We start from the raw sequence: 17,942 nt of genomic DNA on the forward strand, positions 1-17,942 counted from the left end.
GGGCCCACTGGCCGGCGACGCGGTGGCATCGGATTCCCCACCTGACGGAGAACGCACATGAGAACTCTCGCACTGGGCGCGGTATTGCTCACCGCGCTGGCAGGGTGTGCCAGCACGCCGACCGTGCACACGGACTTCGATCCGTCCGCGCAGTTCGCCAGCTACCGCACCTACACCTGGCTGAAGAAGCCGGAAGGACGCTCGCCGCTGGTCGACCAGCGCGTCGTCGGCGCGATCGACGCGCAGCTGGCCGCCAAGGGCTGGCGCCAGGCCGCTTCGAACGAAGCCGATATCGGACTCGCCGGCAACGTCGCGACACAGCAGCGGCAGACGGCGGACACGTTCTACAGCGGTCCGGCGTGGGGCGGCTACGGCTGGGGCCGCTGGGGCGGCGGCATGGGCATGGGTACGGCGACGACGACCGTGCGCACCTACGACGTCGGTACGCTCGTGCTCGACATGTTCGACATGAAGACCAAACAGGCGGTGTGGCGCGGCACGGCAACGGGCACGGTTCCGGATTCGCCCGAAGCGGTGAACACCAAGGTGCAGGCCGGCATCGACAAAATGTTCGCGACGTTCCCGCCGGGCAGCGCGCCGGCGAAGTGACGGATGCGATGGAGGAGACCGCGCATTGCGGTCTCCTTCGCGATCAGGCCCGCTTGAAGTAGAAGCCGGCGTAATGGTCGAGCGTGCAGTCGGGTTCGAACGGCACGCGCAGGTGACGCTCCTTCGATTGCCAGTGGTCGACCAGCGTGTAGCCCAGCGACTGCATCTGCGAAAGGAACTGCGGTTTCGCCATCACGCGATACGGCAGCACCGCCTTGCCCATGTTCTGCAGCGTCACGTAGCCGCGCGCCGGATGCACGGGCGTGAGGTTCACCAGTACGTGCGGCGGCGGGTTCTCGAGCCGGTGCAGGAGTTCCGGCAAGGTGTAGTCCAGGTACTGCAACGCGCCGCAGGTGATCAGCACATCGTGCGAGTTGGCCGCTTCGGGGGTCTCGGCGAAATGCAGCAGGCCATCGGGATCGTACTGGCGCGCCCAGTCGCGGCCGGCATCGATGACCGAAGGCACGTCGTGCACGCGCCACTCCATCGTCGTGGGATACGAAAGGTAACGACGGAAACCGTAATAGGTCACGCCGATGTGGCCGCCCAGGTCGAAGATGCGATGGCGGCCGTCGGCGAGCAGGCGCGAGAGCCAGTGCACCATCGGATAGTCGCTCACGCGGATGCTGCGATGCCGGTCCATGTACATGCCCGTGGTCGAGGGCTGGTCGTACGAGGTCGGCAGCGAAGGCGCGTCGGCGAGGGCCTGCGCGTGGGTTTCGTAGGCGCCGTAGTAGGCATTTCCGCCGTGGTAGGGGCGGCTGAACATGCGCCGGTACAGCGGTCGTGCGATGAGCCGGATCCCCGGAAGCTCCGCGCTTTCCAGCGCGATACGGACCAGCTTCTTCCTGGTCATCAGGATTTCGTGTCGCACGGTTGTCCCCTTGCGGTTCGTCTCGCACTAGGCAAACGCGAACGGTGGCCGGAAGGGGACGCGGAACTCAGCGGGTGGCTTTCAGGCGGTCCAGCTGGATCCGGTAGGCGGCGCGGACGTCGCCGTCGCTGAGCGCCTGGGCACGGGTCAGGGCGCGCACGGCGCGGCGCAGGTCGCCGGACTTCACGTAGACGTTGGCCAGCGCGGAATAGAAGCGGTGTTCGTCCGGATGCAGCTGGATCGCGCGCCGGTAGGCGCGGATCGCGCGGGGGTAATCGCCGGCGCGCTCGTAGTTGGTGGCGAGCAGGAAATGATGGAACGGGTCGTTGCGCTGCACGTCGGCTAGGCGCTTGCGCAGTTCCAGTTCACGCACGCGATCGCCGGTGCGCTGGGCGAAGCTGGACAAGTTGAACAGCGCACTGGCGTTGCGCGGATCCAGCGAGAGCGCGCGCCGGTAGGCCCGCTCAGCCTCGCGCGGCTCGCCATTGCGCATGTGCAGCACGCCGGCATTGCTCCAGTGGCTGGCGTAGGACGAATCGAGTTCCAGCGAACGGTCGATCAGCGCCAATGCGGCGACGTAATCGGCCCGTTCCAGGCTCGCGACCGCAAGGTTGTTGTAGTAGTGCGCGATCAGCCGTCGCTGGGTGATCTGTTCGGGCGGATCACGCGCGATCACGTTGTCGCCGGCGACGTCGACGATGAAGACACGGCCGCCAATGCGAACGCCCGCGTTGACGTGGTTGCTGAGGTAGAGCGTGTTGTCGTCGCGTCGCCACGACAGGGTCTGTTCGATTTCCTGCGGGAACGCTTCCAGCTGCGCTTCGCGCGCAAGCGCGAGGAACAGCATGGTGAAGGACAGGCAGTTCGCGGTGCGGGTTTCGTAGGTTTCCGCGACGGTGTTGGTGGCGCTCTCGCGGTACGAGATCGCCAGGCCTTCGTCGCTGAACATGAAGGCGACCAGCTTCTCCAGCCGGCGCTGGCTGCCGCTGCGTTCGCTGAGCACTTCGTCGTGGACGCGCGCGCGCAGTTCGGCGGGCAACGCCAATACCTGTTCCGGCGTCGCGGTCTGGGCGCGCACGCTGGTCGCGGGCAGCAGAGCCGCCATCGCCAGTGCGATCAGCCATCTGCTCATGTCGGCGCCTTCGCGGCTGGGCCGCCAGACGGACTGAGCTCATTCTAGACCCGATGCAGCCGCCAGGTGGCCTCATCGGCAGGCCCGCGGGCCAGGGCCATTCGGGTCCGAGTTCAGCCGCCTGGCGCTATGCTTGTCGTCTTACGTGAGGCATCCAGGAGAGCGTTCATGGCCACCGGTTGGGCAGGCGACGGCGCCGTTCAGGACCAGATCGACGCCACCATCAAGGACGCCATCCAGCGTGCGCGCAGCCAGCTTCCCACGGGTCCGGGACTGACGCATTGCGAGGAGTGCGACAAGGAAATCCCCGAGGCGCGGCGCAAGGCCGTGCCCGGCGTGCGTCTATGCATTAGGTGCCAGGAAGCGCACGACGAGGAGCAGGGCAACTTCAGCGGCTACAACCGTCGCGGCAGCAAGGACAGCCAGCTGCGCTGAGCGCGGCATCGGTTCGCCGCGGCGCGCAGTTCAGCGGCGTTCTTCCATCAGCCCGACCGGGTTGCCGTCGGGATCGCGAACGAAAGCGATCCACAGTTCGTGGTCCGGCAGTTTCGCGGTGAGCTGCGGGCCATGTTCGTCCGCGGCGCCGCGCGCGACCAGCGCGGCATGCGCGCGCTCGATGTCGTCGACGCGGAAATACAGGATCGAATTCTCTCCGGCCGTGCCCGCGCCATGCGGCGTGGTCAGCATCACCCGCACGCCGCCTGCATCGAGGAACGCGAGCTGCGGGCCGGCGCTGAACAGATGAGGCAGTCCGAGAACATCGCGGTAGAACACCAGCGCCTGTTCGACGTCGCCGACGGTGATCGCGATCTGCCCGATCGTGGACAGCCGCATCGTCGGCGCGTCTTCGCTCATGCCAGCAGCGGTGCAGCCTGTTCCAGTCGCATGCGCAACTGCTCAGCCAGGCGCAGGCTCAGCGCGATGATGGTGAAGGTCGGGAATGCCCAGCTTCCGGTCGGGAACACCGAACTGCCCGCGATGTGCAGGTTGTCAACGCCGTGCACCTTGCAATGGCGATCGACCACGCCGTCGTGCGGATCGTCGGCCATGCGCGTGGTGCCCATGTGGTGCGAGGTGCCGAACACCTGCGGCGTGGCGTCCTTGTCGGCCAGCCATTCCTCGGTCTGGAAACGGCCGCGACAGGCGCGTGCGAGTTCGGCGCCGAACAAGCGCGCCGCGGTGCGATAGGTGTGCCGGTCCAGTTCGGTCAGGCGCCAGTCGATGCTGATCTGGCGCAGACCCAGCGCGTCGCGTTCTTCGCCGAGGATGACGCGGCTGTCGTGGTTCGGTACCTGTTCGAAATAACCGATCAGGTCCACGCGTTCGGTACGCACTGCCGGCTGGCGGGTGAGCTTGCGTCCCATTGCCTTGGCGATGTCGCCCGCGTTGAGCCCGGCGCGCAGCGTGAGCGCGCGCAGGTCCTCGGCCGGCGGCATCGCCTTGGCGATGTAGTCCGGTTCGCCGTTCTTGCGACCGCACACGCGCGCCTTGATCGCCCAGTTCTCGTGGCGGCGGCGCGCGCGCATCGCCGCACGCAGGTCGCGCAGCGCCTGCAGTCCTTCCGGCACGGGCTCCTCGAATGCGAACGGGCGCACGCGCCCGCTGAGGATGCGGTGGCGCCGCTGCGCTTCGTCCGACAGGCAGATCTCCGGATGCACCTGCGGACGGCCCTTGGGCACGTTGCGATCGTATGGACGGGTGACGACGTGCGGTTCTTCGGTGAACAGCGTGCCGAGTTTCCCGCTTGGATGATCCATGAAATAGCGGCCGACCAGATCGTGCTGGTTGCCCAGACCTTCAGCAGCGACCGAGTTGGACGAGAGCAGAAGGCGCGCGTTCTCGATGCCGCCGCAGGCGAGCACGTAGTGCGCCGCGCTCACCGTGCCGCGTCGCCCGTCGAGCGTGCCGATGCGCGCATGGCGCACGGCCGCCGCCGACGGCGCGGCTTCCAGTTCGATCAGGTTGGCGTGCAGCAGAACGGTGATGTTGTCGGCGCGCTCGAACGTGTCGTGGTACGCGTGGCCGAAGATCATCGGGCTGGTGGCGAAGGTCTTGTGCACCAGCGTGTCGGTTTCGAACGACAGCGGGCGCCGCGACGACGGCGTCAGGAACGTGTCCTCGGCCAGTTCATGCGGATCGAGCCCGCAGAAGGTGCGCGCTCGATGGTAATGCGGTTCCAGATCGACGAAACCGATCGGCCAGCCGCTGTGCGGCACCCAGTCGCGCGGCGCCAGATTCGCCAGCGGAATGCAGCCGCGCCCCCAGTAGTTGCATGTGCCACCGAACGCGCGCAGCCGCGAAGCGCCCGGATCGAACGGCGGATCACCGACCGACGAGCCTTCGAACAGCGCCTGGTTGCGCTCGTCGGCGATGAGCCCACCGCCTTCGACCACGCACACCCGCACCTTGGTCCCGAGGAATGCCCAGGCGATCGCCAGGCCCGCCGCACCGGCACCGACGATGCAGATGTCGGCCTCGATGTCGGCCGGCGACGAAGCCTTCCTGTAATCGAAGATCAATGAAGTTGCCCCTTGAACATGCGCACGGTGCGTCGTGACGCGCACCCGTTCCGATATGGACAACGCAACGGGGCAGCCGGAAGGGACAGCGTGGGAAGGTTGGGGCGACGGCCGGCATCCGTCGTCGATGCAGCGGTGCCCGGACGCGAACCGTCCGGGCACCGTGGAGGCGTTTACAGCGTGCCGTAATCCGCCAGCTTGACGGCCAGGCCCTTGGCCACGGCGTCGTCGATCAGGGTGCGGGTCTTGCGTTCGGCTTCAGCGGCGTACTTCGACTGCTCCTTGCCGAGGGCGTCCATGCGCTTGCCAAGCGCGTCCATCGGCTTGCCGGCTTCTTCCATCTGGCGGCCGAGCGCCTCCATCGGCGCGCTGTTCGCCTCGATGTGACGCGAATGCGCTTCGATGACCTTCGACTGTTCCTCCATCTTGCGGCCCAGCGTCTCCTGCTGCTCGCCGAGCGCGTCGATCTTCGCCGACAGCTTGCGCTGCTCGGCCTCGTCGCCGCGCCACATGTCGGCGGCGGCCTCCGCCTGGCGCGCGGCGAGTTCGGCCTGCTGCTGGCTGAGTTCTTCCATGCGCTGCGACGCGGCCTCGATCGCGTCGGTGTTGGCCGGCGGCGGGGCGAGCTGCTCCATCTGCCGGCCCAGCGCCTCCATCTTCTTGCCGTGCACTTCCATTTCCGAGCCGAGCGTTTCCATCTGCGCGCCGATGCGATCGCTGTCGCGCCATGCCTCGCGGATCTGCGCGACCGTGCCGGCGTCGGCGATCACGTAGGACTGTCCATCGCGACGGAACCAGACGAAATCGCGACCCTTCGACTGGCTGCGCGCGCGCTCGATGTCCGGGAAGTCGTCGCTGGAGCCGTCCATCGTCATGCGACCGCGCTCGCCGCTCACTACGGCGTAGCCGTCGTAGTCGTAGTCGCCCTTGTGCGTGCTGATGCGCACCTTGGATGCGGGCGCTGCGGCAGGTGCTGGCTTCGCGGCCGGCGTCGCGGCGGTGGCCGGCGTGGCCTTCACCGCCGGTGTCGCGGCGGTGGCCGGCTGCGCCTTCGTGGCGGCGGTGGCCTGCGTCGCGCCGTCCTGACGGATCTGCGCATGCGCATAGAAGGCTAGGCACGCCGCCGCGAGGCCGACGAGGGGCAGGGCGACGCCGCCGCGTGCCATGCGCTGGCCGGGGCGGACGAGTTGTTCGATGCGGGACATCAGGTGGCCTCCGTGGGCGGCTTGGGCAAGGTGGAGCGTCGCGCCGCAGCGTGTGTGCGCGAAGCCGGTGAGTTCGGAAAGCGCCACCGCGAGGCGGCGCGGTTCGCCGGTGACGTCGGCAGCGAGACGGTCGGCGATGTGTTCGCGTTCGATGCGGATGCGACGCGACAGCCACCATGTCACCGGGTGGTAGAACAGCAGCGCTTCGGCCGCGTTCTGCAGCAGGTTGACGAGGTAGTCGTGACGGCGGATGTGGGCGAGTTCGTGTGCGATCAGCGCTTCGACCAGCTCGACCGGCATGCGCGACAGCAACCCGGCCGGCAGGAACACCACCGGTCGCCACCAGCCCGCCGAGATCGGCGAATCCAGTGCATCGACCACGCGCAGCGCGACACGGCGGCTCAGTCCGAAACGTGCGGCGAGGGCATCCACACGCGCCTGCCAGCGTGGATGTTCCGCGCCCTGTGGCGTGGCGCGCAGGCGCTGGACCCACAGCAGGCCCACGCCCATGCGCAGCGACAGCGCGCACGCACCGGCCGACCAGGCCAGCACGATCCACGGCAGCGCCAGTTCGAGCTGCGAACGCAGCGGCGCGACCTCCGTGAACCGCATGCGCAGCGCGGTCGATGGCGCGCCGCCGGGTGCGAGCGTCGCGGCGGACGCATCGCCCGCCCACAACTGCATCGCCAGGCTGATCGCGGGAACGACGACGCAGGTGAGCATCGCGACGCATGCGACCGCATAACGCATCTGCGGACGTGCATGGCGCAACGCGTGCAGCGCGACGGCGGCGATGAGGCCTATCAGCACGCCCTGCCAGAGGAAGTGCAACAGCACGCGGCCGAGCGCCGGAACCAGCAGGTCGAGCTCACTCATCGGAGTGCTCCTTGAGGAAGCGCTGGATCTCGGCGCGTTCCTTGTCGGTGACGTGGTCGTTCAGTGCGGCCAGCACCAGTGCCTTGCCGGAACCGGCGAACGCCTTCTGGATCAGGTCCTTCAGCAGGTTGGTCTGCAGCGCGTCCTGTGCGTGCGCGGCCGCGTAGACATGCGAACGCTGGCTCTCGTCGCGCGTGACCAGTCCCTTGCCGTGCATCACCTGCAACAGACGCAGCACGTTCGCGTAGGTCGCGTCGGGGCGTTCGGCGATGCGGGCCTGGTGGAGGTCTTTCACCGTGGACGGCCCGAGTCGCCAGATCACGCGGAGCAGGTCGAGCTCCGCGGTGGTGGGCTTGGGGGGCTTCGCGTTTTTGCGGGTCATGGCGGGCCGTCGTTGGGGACGGGCCTACGCTATGCCAACTAGAACGACTTGTCTAGACAACTTTGTCTATGACGAAAGTCATGGGTATGGCGCGCCGACTGGCCCTAGGATGGGCGCGCCCCGGGCCGACGGTCGGCCCTTCGGAGGTCCGCGATGTTCCGACGTACGGTCGACTGGTCGCAGGTGATGTTGGGAGGATTGCTCGTCGCCATCGGCGACATCGTGTTCGCCACCACGCTGTGGTTCTCGTGGGATGCGGCGGGATTGCAGCGCGTATTCCAGACCATCGCGGTCGGCGTGCTCGGGCAGGCGAGTTACGACGGCGGCACCGGCAGCGCGGTACTCGGCGCGGTGCTGCACGTGTTCATGGCGATCATGTTCGTGGTGATCTATACGGTCGTCGCGCGGCGCAGGCCGGCGCTGCTGCTGCACCCGGTGACGCTGGGAATGGCGTACGGCGTGGTGCTGTACGTGGTGATGAACTTCGTGGTGATGCCGCTCTCGCGCGTGGGGCGATCGCCGTCGTTCGCGCACCCGGACTGGATCTCCTACAGCGTGCTCGCGCACATGCTGTTCGGTGTCGTGTGCGTGCTGTTCGCGCGACGCGCGCTCGGGACGAAGTAGGGCGCGCGCCTACTTCATCGCCGCGCGCATCGCCGCCACGTCCGGCTTCTTCTGCCGGAGCATCTCAGCCGTGGCCTTGCGAGCCTTGACCGGATCGGGATCGTTGAGCAGCGCGAACATCTCCACCGGCACGACCTGCCACGACACGCCGAAGCGGTCCTTCAGCCAGCCACACTGCTGCGCCTTCGGATCGCCGCCTGCGCTGAGGCGATCCCAGTAGTGGTCCACTTCGGCCTGGTCGTGGCAGTTCACCACCAGCGAGACCGCTTCGTTGAACGTGAAATGCGGACCGCCGTTGAGTGCGGTCATGCGCTGGCCATCGAGCTCGAACTCGATGGTCATCACCGAGCCTTCCGGCTGGCCCGACACGCGCGCGCCCTCGGCGTCGTAACGCATCGATTCGAGCACGCGCGAGTTGGGGAAGATCGACGCATAGAGCTTCGCTGCCTCTTCGGCCTGCGTGTTGAACCACAGGAACGGAGTGATGCGCTGGAAAGTACGGGTCATGGTGGATTCTCCTCTGGCAGGGTGGACCGGTCGCGAAGCGGCCGCCGGGCCGTTCCACGCCAGTACGCAAGGTCGACGATGCAGCAGCAGTGAAATCGACAACCTCCGGTCGGAATGCGTGTTCCGGGCACTTGACGCGACAGTGCCCGCGCTGGATATACCCCTTTGCCACGCCGGGCCGCTCGCCGTCGCGGCCTGCGTTGACCGCAATGCGCGATGTCGCCGCCCACACATGGAGAACGATCGATGATCAGGAAAGTCGCCTTCACGATGTATCCGGTCAAGGACGTCGCGCGGGCGCGCGGCTTCTACGAGGACACGCTCGGCCTGAAACCCGGTTCGGTAGGCAATCAGGGCGAACAGTACTGGGTCGAGTACGACCTTCCCGAAGGCGGCTGCCTGGCGCTGACCAACTTCATTCCCGACCAGCCCAGTGAAGCCGCAGGCGGTACCGTGGCGCTGGAAGTCGAAGACCTCGGCCGGCTCATCGCGGACCTGAAGTCGAAGGGCGTCGTGTTCCGCAGTGATGTCATCGACAGCCCGGTGTGCCACATGGCGGTGTGCCTGGACACGGAAGGCAATTCGCTGCTGTTGCACCAGCTCAAGCCCAAGGCCTGATCGTCGCGGAGACCGCCATGCCGACCGGCACCACCACGTCGCACCGCACCGCGCGTCCCACACCGCCGCCAAAGGCGAAGGGAAAGCCGCTGGCGCAGGAACCGTCCAGCGTCGAAACGCGCTGTGCCGACGCCGTGCGCGAGCTCGAACGACGCGCCACGCGCGCCACGCTGGAGGGCATGTCGCGTTACGCGATCCCGTCCGACCACGCGCTCGGCGTGGCGATGAAGGACATCCAGTCGCTGGCGAAGCAGCTCGGCCACGACCACGCGCTCGCCGCCGCGCTGTGGGACACGGGCATTTACGAAGCGCGCACGCTCGCCGCGTACGTCGCCGATCCCGCGCGCGTGACCGCGGCGCAGATGGACCGATGGTGCCGCGATCTCGATAACTGGGCGATCTGCGACACCGTGTGTTTCGTGCTGTTCGACCGGGCGCCGAAAGCGTTCGCGAAAGTCGAGTCGTGGGCGGGCAAGCGCGACGAGATCCAGAAGCGTGCGGCGTTCGCGCTGCTGGCGAGCATCGCACTGCACGGTCGCGCCGAACGCGAGTCCGACTACCTGCGCGGACTGGCGCTGATCGAGCGCGAGGCGGCCGACGAACGCAACTTCGTGCGCAAGGGAATGAGCTGGGCGTTGCGTTCGATCGGGCGGCGCGGCGCCTGCCGCAAGCAGGCCATTGCGTTGGCCGAGCGCCTCGCTGCGTCGGACATCGCCACCGAGCGCTGGCTCGGCAAGGATGCGTTGCGCGATCTGCGCAAGCTGTCGGCCAAGACGAAGTAGTCGATCCCGACCCGCATCGAAGCATTCGCGCGTGCTGCAAGGTCAGATGCATCCAGACCTTGCCCGTCGTTGAATCTTAATGGTGCCATCACGGCTCATTCACTCCGCAGACACGACGATGCAGGCCCGGCCCTGCTGAAGCGCCGCACGCACGGCACTCACGGGCGATCGCGTGAAGACCGACGACGGACGTGCTCCGACGCGGGCAGTTTTTTCGCGCGGTTTCACGCCAGCGATCGCCAAGGGATGCGATGGAAGGATTCGTCCATGACGCCGTTCGATTCTGGACCGACCTGACCGGACGGGCGGAAGGCCCGATGACGTTCCGCTTCGTGCTGCAACCGACGATGGCGCTGTTGATGGCGATCCGCGATGGCTTCAAGGACGCGAAGATCGGGCGCGCCCCGTACTTCTGGACCATCGTCAACGACGCGCATCGTCGTCGCGCCTCGCTCGACGAGGGCATCGAGGCCACGGCCCGCATCCTCGCGCTCGGCCTGGTCATGGAGATCATCTACCAGTACCGCGTGTTCGGCACGTTCCACGTGCTGGAGGCGGTCAACTTCATCCTCCTGTTGTGCTTCATCCCCTACCTGGTCATGCGCGGTCCGATCAACCGGCTGGCGCACTGGTGGATGCAGCGCAGGCACACCAACGCGTGATATCGGTGGAGTGACGCATGGCGACCGGAAAGCAGCCCGATTCCACGAATTCCGACGACTCGCGCGAGCTGGTCCGCCCGCGTCATCTGGAAGAAACAGAGCCGCCGCCGATCCCGGACGTCGACCTCTCCAACACGGACCTTGCGTCGGTCGAGTACTCGCAGCATCGCACCAAGCTGTCGACGCATCGCACCGCGCTGTCCGAGCACCGCACCTCGCTGTCCGAATACCGCACCGACCTTTCGACGAATCGCACCGAGATGTCGATGCGGCGCACCGGTATGTCGTTCCAGCGCACGCGCATGAGCGCGGAGCGGACGCTGATGTCGGTGATCCGCACGGCGCTGTCGCTGATCGGCTTCGGCTTCACGATCTTCCAGGTCTTCAGCAAAGGCCGTGAAGCCGGCTTGCTGAAGATAAGTACCGCCGCACCGAGCAATTTCGGCATGGCGCTGGTCGCGCTGGGCGTGGTCCTGCTGATCGTGGGCATCGTCTACCACGTGAACTTCATGCGCGAACTGCGCGCCGAGCGCGTCCGCATGATGGGGCACGGACTCGTCCACGGCGAGAGCGCCTATCCGATTTCCTACACCCTGCTGACGGCCCTGGCCCTGCTGGCGATCGGTTTGTACGCGATCGTCACGATGGTCTTCGACGTGGCCGCAGGCTAGGGCATCACCACGCAAGAGGTTGTCATCCCCCGAAGCGCAACAGGAGAGCGTCATGGCACAGGCGAAAAAGGCATCCCGTCCGGCCAAAGCGGCGGCCAAGCCGGCGAAACCGTCGGCAAAAGCGGGCGCAGGCGCGTCCAAGGGCGGAGGTGGCGGCAGGAAGCCGAACATCCTGGTGATCTGGGGCGACGACATCGGCATCGCCAACCTCAGCTGTTACACGCACGGTTTGATGGGCTACCACACGCCCAACATCGACCGCATCGCCAACGAGGGCATGCGCTTCACCGACTCGTACGGCGAACAGAGCTGCACCGCCGGCCGTTCGTCGTTCATCACGGGGCAGAGCGTGCATCGCACCGGCTTGTCGAAGGTCGGCATCCCGGGCGCGCCGCAGGGCATGGTCGATTCGGTGGTCACGATCGCATCGCTGCTGAAGGATCGCGGCTATGCGACGGGGCAGTTCGGTAAAAATCATCTTGGCGATCTGAACCGGTTCCTGCCTACGCTGCACGGCTTCGACGAGTTCTTCGGCAACCTCTACCACCTCAATGCCGAGGAAGAGCCGGAGATGTACGGCTATCCTAAGGATCCGCGCTATCGCGAACAGTTCGGGCCGCGTGGCGTGATCCACAGCTGGGCGACCGACAAGGACGATGCGACCGTGCACCCGCGCTGGGGCAAGGTCGGCAAGCAGAAGATCAAGGACACCGGCCCGCTGACGCGCAAGCGCATGGAAACCTGCGACGACGAGTTCGTCGAGGCCGCCAGCGACTTCATCAAGCGCCAGAACAAGGCCGACAAGCCGTTCTTCGTCTGGCTCAACACGACCCACATGCACTTCATCACGCACACCAAGCCTGAGAGCATGGGGCAGGCGGGCGAACACCAGTCGCCGTACCACGACACGATGGTCGACCACGACAGGAATGTGGGCCAGATGCTGGACCTGCTCGACGAACTGGGTCTGGCTGAAGACACCATCGTCATCTATTCCACCGACAACGGTCCGCACATGAACAGCTGGCCGGACGCCGGCATGACGCCGTTCCGCAGCGAGAAGAACACCAACTGGGAAGGCGCGTTCCGCATTCCCGAACTGATCCGCTGGCCCGGACGCATTCCTGCCGGCGCGGTGAGCAACGAGATCGTCCAACACCACGACTGGCTGCCGACCCTGCTCGCCGCCGCTGGCGACACCGACTGCATGGATCGGCTGAAGAAGGGCACGACCGTCAACGGACGCAAGTACAAGAACCACATCGACGGCTACAACCTGTTGCCGTACCTGACCGGCCAGGTCGACCAGTCCCCGCGCAAATGGTTCTTCTACTTCAGCGACGACGGCGACATCCTGGGTATTCGCTGGCAAAACTGGAAGATCGTGTTCATGGAACAGCGCTGCCGGGGCACCATGCAGGTCTGGGCCGAGCCGTTCACGCCACTGCGCATGCCCAAGATATTCAACCTGCGCATGGATCCCTATGAACGTGCCGACGTGACGTCGAACGTGTACTGGGACTGGATGATCCACAACGCATTCTGGATCTACGGTGCGATGGCTGCCGCCACCAAGTACATGGAGACGTTCGTGGAGTTCCCGCCGGCGCAGACACCGGGCAGCTTCAACCTGGACCAGGCAAAGGAAAAGATGAGCGAGATCAGCAGCAAGTCCAGCTGATCGACGGGAGCTGCGCGCGATGGAGCCATTGCCTTCCTGGAACGACAGCGCGGCGAAGTCGGCGATCCTCGACTTCGTCGCGCGCACCACGGCGAACGGCGGAGCGGAATTCGTTCCGCCCGCCGAGCGCATCGCCGTGTTCGACAACGACGGCACGCTGTGGTGCGAGTACCCGCTGCAGGTGCAGGTGTTCTTCGCGCTGGCCGAGGTCAAGCGGCTCGCACAGCAGGATCCTTCGCTGCTGAAGAAGCCGGCGTTCAAGGCATTCCTGGCAGGCGACCTGAAGACGCTGACCTCGTTGCCGAAGCAGGAGGTGTTCGAGCCGGCGTTCGCGACGCATGCGGGGATGACAGTGGAGGAATTCCACGCGAATGCCTCGCGCTGGCTGCGCAACGCCGAACATCCCAAGCTCGGGCGCCGGTTCGTCGCCAACACCTACGCACCGCAGCGCGAGCTCCTCGACCACCTGCGCGCGAACGGCTTCAAGACGTACATCGTCACCGGCGGCGGACTGGAGTTCGTCCGCGTGATCGCCGAGTCGCACTACGGCATCCCGCCAGAACAGGTGATCGGTTCCAGCACGCGCATGAAGCTGGAGACGGGCGAGGGCGGCATGGTGCTGCGCAAGTTGCCGGCGCTTGGAAGCTTCGACGACCGCGACGAGAAGGTGGTCAACATCGCGCTGCACATCGGGCGACGGCCGGTGTTCGCGTTCGGCAACTCCGACGGGGACCTGGCGATGTTGCGCTATACCCTTGGCGGAGCGGGTCCGAGGATGGCCTGGTACCTGCACCATGACGACGCGGAGCGCGAGTTCGCCTACGATCGGGACTTCAGGCTGAGCGTGTTCAAGGACGGGCTGGATCATGCCGCCGAGTACGGCATCGGCCTGGTCAGTATGAAGAACGACTGGAAGCGCGTGTTCGCGGAGGACGGCAATGGGCGTGCATGAAGATGTGGGAAGCGCGGTGCGCGCATCGCTGGATGGCATGGTGCGCATCGAAGGAGGGGCCTTCACGATGGGCTCCGACGAGCACTATCCGGAAGAACGTCCCGCCCATCGCGTGTCGGTGGACGGCTTCTGGATCGACCGCCACGCGGTGACCAATCGCGAGTTCGCGCGCTTCGTCGAGGCCACCGGGCACGTGACGCTCGCGGAGAAGCCCGCCGATCCGGCCGACTATCCCGATGCGGATCCCGCGATGCTGGCGCCGGCGTCGGTGGTGTTCGTGCCGCCGCCGGGACGCGTGGACCTGCGCAACCATTTCAACTGGTGGCAGTACATTCCCGGCGCCGACTGGCGTCATCCACGCGGGCCCGAGAGCAGCCTTGAAGGTCTCGAGGATCATCCCGTCGTGCACGTCGCCTACGAGGATGCGCTGGCCTATGCGCAGTGGGCCGGCAAGGATCTGCCGACCGAGGCGGAGTGGGAATTCGCGGCGAAGGGCGGCGCGGACGGAACCGAATTCGCGTGGGGCGACGAACTCGTGCCCGGCGGACGCCACATGGCCAACACGTGGCAGGGCGAGTTCCCGTGGCAGGCACAGCCGGAAGACGGCTTCCTGTGGACCGCGCCGGTCGGTTCGTTCGATCCGAACGGCTACGGTCTGTACGACATGATCGGCAATGTGTGGGAATGGACCAGCGACTGGTACCAGGAGCACGGACAGATCCAGCAACATGCCTGCTGCACCTTGCAGAATCCGCGCGGCGGCGAGCGCGAGGCGAGCATCGACGCGAACAACGCCGCGCGAATTCCGCGGCGCGTGATGAAGGGAGGCTCGCATCTGTGCGCGCCGAACTACTGCCGGCGTTACCGTCCCGCCGCGCGCATGGCGCAGCCGGTGGACACCTCGACGTGCCACGTGGGCTTCCGCTGCGTGGTGCGCGGCTGATCCTTCTCCCGACGAGCGGAGGGCATCATGGACCACCTGCTGATCGCGCTCACCGAGCCCGTCATCGTCGCGCTCGACCTGATCGCGCTGGGCGTGATCGTCGCAGGCACGCTGAAGGCGATCGTCGATGCGCTGCGATTCCTGTTCCGCCACGGCGATGGCCATGAGCGGCGCAAGATCTGGATCGACTACTCGCACTGGCTGGTCGGCGCACTGACCTTCCAGCTGGCGGCCGACATCGTCGAATCGGCGATCGCGCCCGACTGGGACAGCATCGGGCGCCTGGGCGCGGTGGCCGTGATCCGTACGTTCCTCAACTACTTCCTGGAGCGCGACGCGCAGGAAGTACGCGAGCGCCAGCGCGAAACTTCCTGAGCGCGAGGCCGCGAACGCCGTGCGGGCGTAGAATGCAGGCCCCCTCACGCACGAACGCATCATGGCCACCGCACCCGCCTGCCCGCAATGCACGCTCCAGAACACCTACGTCGACGGGGCGAACTTCGTCTGCGCCGATTGCGGCTTCGAATGGCCTGTGGCCGGCGAGGCGCAGGCCGAGGCGGGCCAGGTCGTGCGCGACAGCAACGGCAATGCACTGGCCGACGGCGACACCGTGGTCGTGATCAAGGACCTGAAAGTGAAGGGCTCGTCGATCCCGCTCAAGCAGGGCACGGTGATCAAGAACATCCGCCTGGTCGAGGACGATGCCGAGCACATCGAAGGCAACTCCGACAAGATCAAGGGGCTTGTGCTCAAGACCTGCTTCCTGCGCAAGGCGTGAGGCGGGCGGCTGGCTGACGCCGAGCCCCGCACGCGCGACAATCGGCGCATGACGACCGACGCCTCGCCCCTGGACCTGCTGCCGTTCGAACTCGTGCCCGCGCAGCGCGAGGCGATCGAAGCCGCCTACGCGACGCCGCCGCGCGCGTACCACAACATCGGCCACGTGCTCGAAGTGCTGCGTCACTACCGCAGCGTCGCCGAGCATGGGCCGGGTTGGCGCCAGCCGGTCGAAACCGCACTGGCGGTGCTGTACCACGACGCGATCTACGAAGCCGGGCGCAAGGACAACGAAACGCGTTCGGCGGAAATGGCGGTTGCGCAGGTCGGTCGCTGGATGCCCGAAGCCGGTGTCGACGTACGCCGGGTGATGGACCTGATCGAACTGACTGCGCGTCACGGTTCGTTCTCGCCCGGCAATGTCGATAGCGAAACCGCACTGTTCCTCGACTGCGACATGGCGATCCTTGGCGCGGAACCGGTCGTGTTCGACGCCTATGACCGCGGCATCGCGGCGGAGTATCGCGGCCACGTGCCCGGCTGGCTGTTCAAGCTCAATCGCCGCCGCTTCCTGAAGGCGCTGCTCGGTCGCGAGCGCATCTATCTCAGCGATTTCTTCCACGAGCGTTTCGACGCGCAGGCTCGGCGCAACCTGCGTCGCGCGGTCACCGAGAAACGTTAGCGTGTCGTGAGGAGCGCACGCGATACGCCCGTACAATCGGTGCAGTCGCGGAGAGGAGGCAGGCATGTCGCTCCGACTGGAATCACCTTCGTTCACGCACAACGGCGCGATTCCGTCGAGGTACACCTGCGATGGCGAGGACGTCTCGCCCGCGTTGCAGTGGTACGGCGTGCCGGCGGAAACGCGCAGTCTGGTGTTGATCGTCGACGATCCCGATGCACCCGATCCGGCCGCACCCAGGCGGGTGTGGGTGCACTGGGTGCTGTACAACCTGGCGGCCGACGCCGGCGGATTACCCGAAGGCGTGGTCGAGGCGCAGTTACCCAAGGGTACGGCGCTGGGCCTAAACGACTGGAAGCGCACCGGCTACGGTGGGCCGTGTCCACCGATCGGCCGGCATCGCTATTTCCACAAGCTCTACGCGCTAGACACCGTGCTGTCCGACCTCGGTACGCCCGACAAGGCGGCGTTGCTCAAGGCGATGGAAGGCCATGTGATCGGCGAAGCGGTGTTGATCGGCACCTACCAGCATCCGGCGAAATAGCGTCGCCTCACTTCAGCGGCAGGCAGATCGCGGTCTGCCATTGCGCCGGTGGCAGCGTGGACGGGTCGTTGAGGTACTCCTCGAAGACCGGCGCGTCGCCGGCTTCCTCGAAACTGTTCGGCAGCCAGTGGCTGAAAAGCCAGTCGTAGGCGCGTTCGAGTTCCGCGTAAGGGCCGGTGTGCACGACCACCGCATGGCGTCCGCCGGCGATCTCGATCCAGCGCATGCCCTCGTCGAGCGGCGCGTCCGCGGGAACCAGCAGGCAAGCGTCGGAGCGAAGCTGTTCGGCCGGCACTTCCGAGGGCGCGTCGTAATACACGCCGAAGCTGCGCGCCTGCGGGCCGAGCAGGCCGTTGCGGCCGGCCCACGCCATGAGCCGGTCGAAGGTGCCGCCGATGGCCTTGTAGTCGCCGCGATGCGCGAGTGCGGCCACGCGGACCGGGGGCAGGGTGGTGATGCGGGCGGTGTACATGCGGATCTCGTCCTCGGTCAGGGGAATGGCGCCGTCATGGCGCGTCGATGGCGATGCGCGGCGCTGACGGAACGCGGCCGGCGTGCAGCGGTAGGTGCTGCCGAACGCGCGCGTGAACGCCGCGGCGCTGCCGTAACCGGCGCGACGCGCGATCTCGGCGATGCTGCGCGTGCCGGTGAGCAGTTCGTTCGCAGCGCGGTGCAGGCGCAGCCGCCGCAGCGTACCGGTCACGGTCTCGCCCATCTGGCCACGGTAGATGCGGTGGAAATGCCAGGGCGAGAAATGGCCGACCTGCGCCAGTTGCGCCAGCGTCAGTGGCTGGTCCAGGCGCGTGGACATGAACGCCACGACCTTGCCGATGCGGGTGCTGTAGCTGTCGAAGGTCTGGCTGCGGTTCACGGCGTCCGTCCGTCTGCGTCGCGGCCATCCT

The 17,942-nt window shown here is 66.6% G+C and carries 22 protein-coding genes; 14 read left to right on the forward strand and 8 right to left on the reverse strand.

The features are described 5' to 3' along the window. Positions 1-57 precede the first annotated feature (57 nt). Positions 58-609, forward strand: a complete 552-nt coding sequence (locus tag FOF45_RS14950; protein ID WP_158986222.1) for a DUF4136 domain-containing protein — start codon at positions 58-60, stop codon at positions 607-609. A 43-nt stretch (positions 610-652) separates the two neighbouring features. Here the strand turns inward: FOF45_RS14950 and FOF45_RS14955 are convergent, their stop codons facing one another. Together FOF45_RS14955 and FOF45_RS14960 are read right to left on the reverse strand one after the other, a co-directional pair. Further along, complete coding sequence (locus FOF45_RS14955) at positions 653-1,465, reverse strand: methyltransferase, TIGR04325 family (protein ID WP_158986224.1); 813 nt, start codon at positions 1,463-1,465, stop codon at positions 653-655. A gap of 85 nt (positions 1,466-1,550) precedes the next feature. After that, positions 1,551-2,615, reverse strand: a complete 1,065-nt coding sequence (locus FOF45_RS14960; protein ID WP_158986226.1) for a tetratricopeptide repeat protein — start codon at positions 2,613-2,615, stop codon at positions 1,551-1,553. A 168-nt stretch (positions 2,616-2,783) separates the two neighbouring features. Between FOF45_RS14960 and FOF45_RS14965 the strand changes: the two genes are divergently transcribed. Further along, positions 2,784-3,050, forward strand: a complete 267-nt coding sequence (locus tag FOF45_RS14965) for a DksA/TraR family C4-type zinc finger protein (RefSeq protein WP_158986228.1) — start codon at positions 2,784-2,786, stop codon at positions 3,048-3,050. 30 nt (positions 3,051-3,080) lie between these two features. Here the strand turns inward: FOF45_RS14965 and FOF45_RS14970 are convergent, their stop codons facing one another. The 4 genes from FOF45_RS14970 to FOF45_RS14985 form a co-directional block, all read right to left on the reverse strand. Then, on the reverse strand, positions 3,081-3,470 hold the full coding sequence (locus FOF45_RS14970) for a VOC family protein (protein WP_158986230.1): 390 nt from the start codon (positions 3,468-3,470) through the stop codon (positions 3,081-3,083). Next, a complete protein-coding gene (locus FOF45_RS14975; protein ID WP_158986232.1) occupies positions 3,467-5,134 on the reverse strand; it encodes a GMC oxidoreductase in 1,668 nt (555 codons plus the stop codon). The genes FOF45_RS14970 and FOF45_RS14975 overlap by 4 nt, the downstream gene beginning before the upstream one ends. 173 nt (positions 5,135-5,307) lie before the next feature. Next, positions 5,308-7,215 (reverse strand): M56 family metallopeptidase, encoded by a 1,908-nt coding sequence (locus tag FOF45_RS14980; protein ID WP_158986234.1) that lies wholly within the window; start codon positions 7,213-7,215, stop codon positions 5,308-5,310. Continuing rightward, positions 7,208-7,597 carry a BlaI/MecI/CopY family transcriptional regulator gene (locus FOF45_RS14985; RefSeq protein ID WP_158986236.1) on the reverse strand — a complete coding sequence of 130 codons (390 nt, stop codon included), beginning with the start codon at positions 7,595-7,597 and terminating at the stop codon, positions 7,208-7,210. Before FOF45_RS14985 ends, FOF45_RS14980 begins: the two co-directional genes overlap by 8 nt. Before the next feature lie 153 nt (positions 7,598-7,750). On the opposite strand from FOF45_RS14985, the gene FOF45_RS14990 reads away from it, so the two are divergent. Then, a complete protein-coding gene (locus FOF45_RS14990) occupies positions 7,751-8,221 on the forward strand; it encodes a hypothetical protein (RefSeq protein ID WP_158986238.1) in 471 nt (156 codons plus the stop codon). Between the two features lie 9 nt (positions 8,222-8,230). On the opposite strand, the gene FOF45_RS14995 is transcribed toward FOF45_RS14990, so the two are convergent. Next, a complete protein-coding gene (locus FOF45_RS14995; protein WP_158986240.1) occupies positions 8,231-8,728 on the reverse strand; it encodes a VOC family protein in 498 nt (165 codons plus the stop codon). A 246-nt stretch (positions 8,729-8,974) separates the two neighbouring features. Here FOF45_RS14995 and FOF45_RS15000 point away from each other — a divergent pair, with 246 nt between their 5' ends. The 11 genes from FOF45_RS15000 (at position 8,975) to FOF45_RS15050 (ending at position 17,040) form a co-directional block, all read left to right on the forward strand. Next, on the forward strand, positions 8,975-9,346 hold the full coding sequence (locus tag FOF45_RS15000; RefSeq protein ID WP_158986242.1) for a VOC family protein: 372 nt from the start codon (positions 8,975-8,977) through the stop codon (positions 9,344-9,346). A gap of 17 nt (positions 9,347-9,363) precedes the next feature. Continuing rightward, the gene (locus FOF45_RS15005) at positions 9,364-10,128 is read left to right on the forward strand and encodes a DNA alkylation repair protein (protein WP_158986244.1); all 765 of its coding nucleotides are present in this window, start codon (positions 9,364-9,366) and stop codon (positions 10,126-10,128) included. A gap of 317 nt (positions 10,129-10,445) precedes the next feature. Beyond that, positions 10,446-10,790 (forward strand): hypothetical protein, encoded by a 345-nt coding sequence (locus tag FOF45_RS15010; RefSeq protein WP_233264155.1) that lies wholly within the window; start codon positions 10,446-10,448, stop codon positions 10,788-10,790. A gap of 17 nt (positions 10,791-10,807) precedes the next feature. Next, complete coding sequence (locus FOF45_RS18385) at positions 10,808-11,461, forward strand: YidH family protein (RefSeq protein ID WP_158986246.1); 654 nt, start codon at positions 10,808-10,810, stop codon at positions 11,459-11,461. A 52-nt stretch (positions 11,462-11,513) separates the two neighbouring features. Further along, entirely contained in the window at positions 11,514-13,142 is a 1,629-nt protein-coding gene (locus FOF45_RS15020) for an arylsulfatase (RefSeq protein ID WP_158986248.1), read from the forward strand. 19 nt (positions 13,143-13,161) lie between these two features. Then, positions 13,162-14,094, forward strand: coding sequence for an HAD family hydrolase (locus FOF45_RS15025; protein WP_158986250.1), 933 nt, complete (start codon positions 13,162-13,164; stop codon positions 14,092-14,094). Then, positions 14,081-15,037: a formylglycine-generating enzyme family protein gene (locus FOF45_RS15030; RefSeq protein ID WP_158986252.1), complete on the forward strand. Its 957-nt coding sequence runs from the start codon at positions 14,081-14,083 to the stop codon at positions 15,035-15,037. The genes FOF45_RS15025 and FOF45_RS15030 overlap by 14 nt, the downstream gene beginning before the upstream one ends. Positions 15,038-15,064: 27 nt before the next feature. Continuing rightward, positions 15,065-15,412: a DUF1622 domain-containing protein gene (locus FOF45_RS15035; protein ID WP_158986254.1), complete on the forward strand. Its 348-nt coding sequence runs from the start codon at positions 15,065-15,067 to the stop codon at positions 15,410-15,412. Between the two features lie 61 nt (positions 15,413-15,473). Continuing rightward, positions 15,474-15,815, forward strand: a complete 342-nt coding sequence (locus FOF45_RS15040) for a zinc ribbon domain-containing protein YjdM (protein ID WP_158986256.1) — start codon at positions 15,474-15,476, stop codon at positions 15,813-15,815. A 69-nt stretch (positions 15,816-15,884) separates the two neighbouring features. Then, a complete protein-coding gene (locus tag FOF45_RS15045) occupies positions 15,885-16,496 on the forward strand; it encodes an HD domain-containing protein (RefSeq protein ID WP_158987557.1) in 612 nt (203 codons plus the stop codon). Between the two features lie 64 nt (positions 16,497-16,560). After that, entirely contained in the window at positions 16,561-17,040 is a 480-nt protein-coding gene (locus tag FOF45_RS15050) for a YbhB/YbcL family Raf kinase inhibitor-like protein (protein ID WP_158986258.1), read from the forward strand. A 7-nt stretch (positions 17,041-17,047) separates the two neighbouring features. On the opposite strand, the gene FOF45_RS15055 is transcribed toward FOF45_RS15050, so the two are convergent. After that, on the reverse strand, positions 17,048-17,911 hold the full coding sequence (locus tag FOF45_RS15055; protein WP_199244497.1) for an AraC family transcriptional regulator: 864 nt from the start codon (positions 17,909-17,911) through the stop codon (positions 17,048-17,050). Positions 17,912-17,942 lie beyond the last annotated feature (31 nt).

It is taken from the genome of Lysobacter panacisoli (assembly GCF_009765165.1).
GTDB classification, from domain to species: Bacteria; Pseudomonadota; Gammaproteobacteria; order Xanthomonadales; family Xanthomonadaceae; genus Lysobacter_J; species Lysobacter_J panacisoli.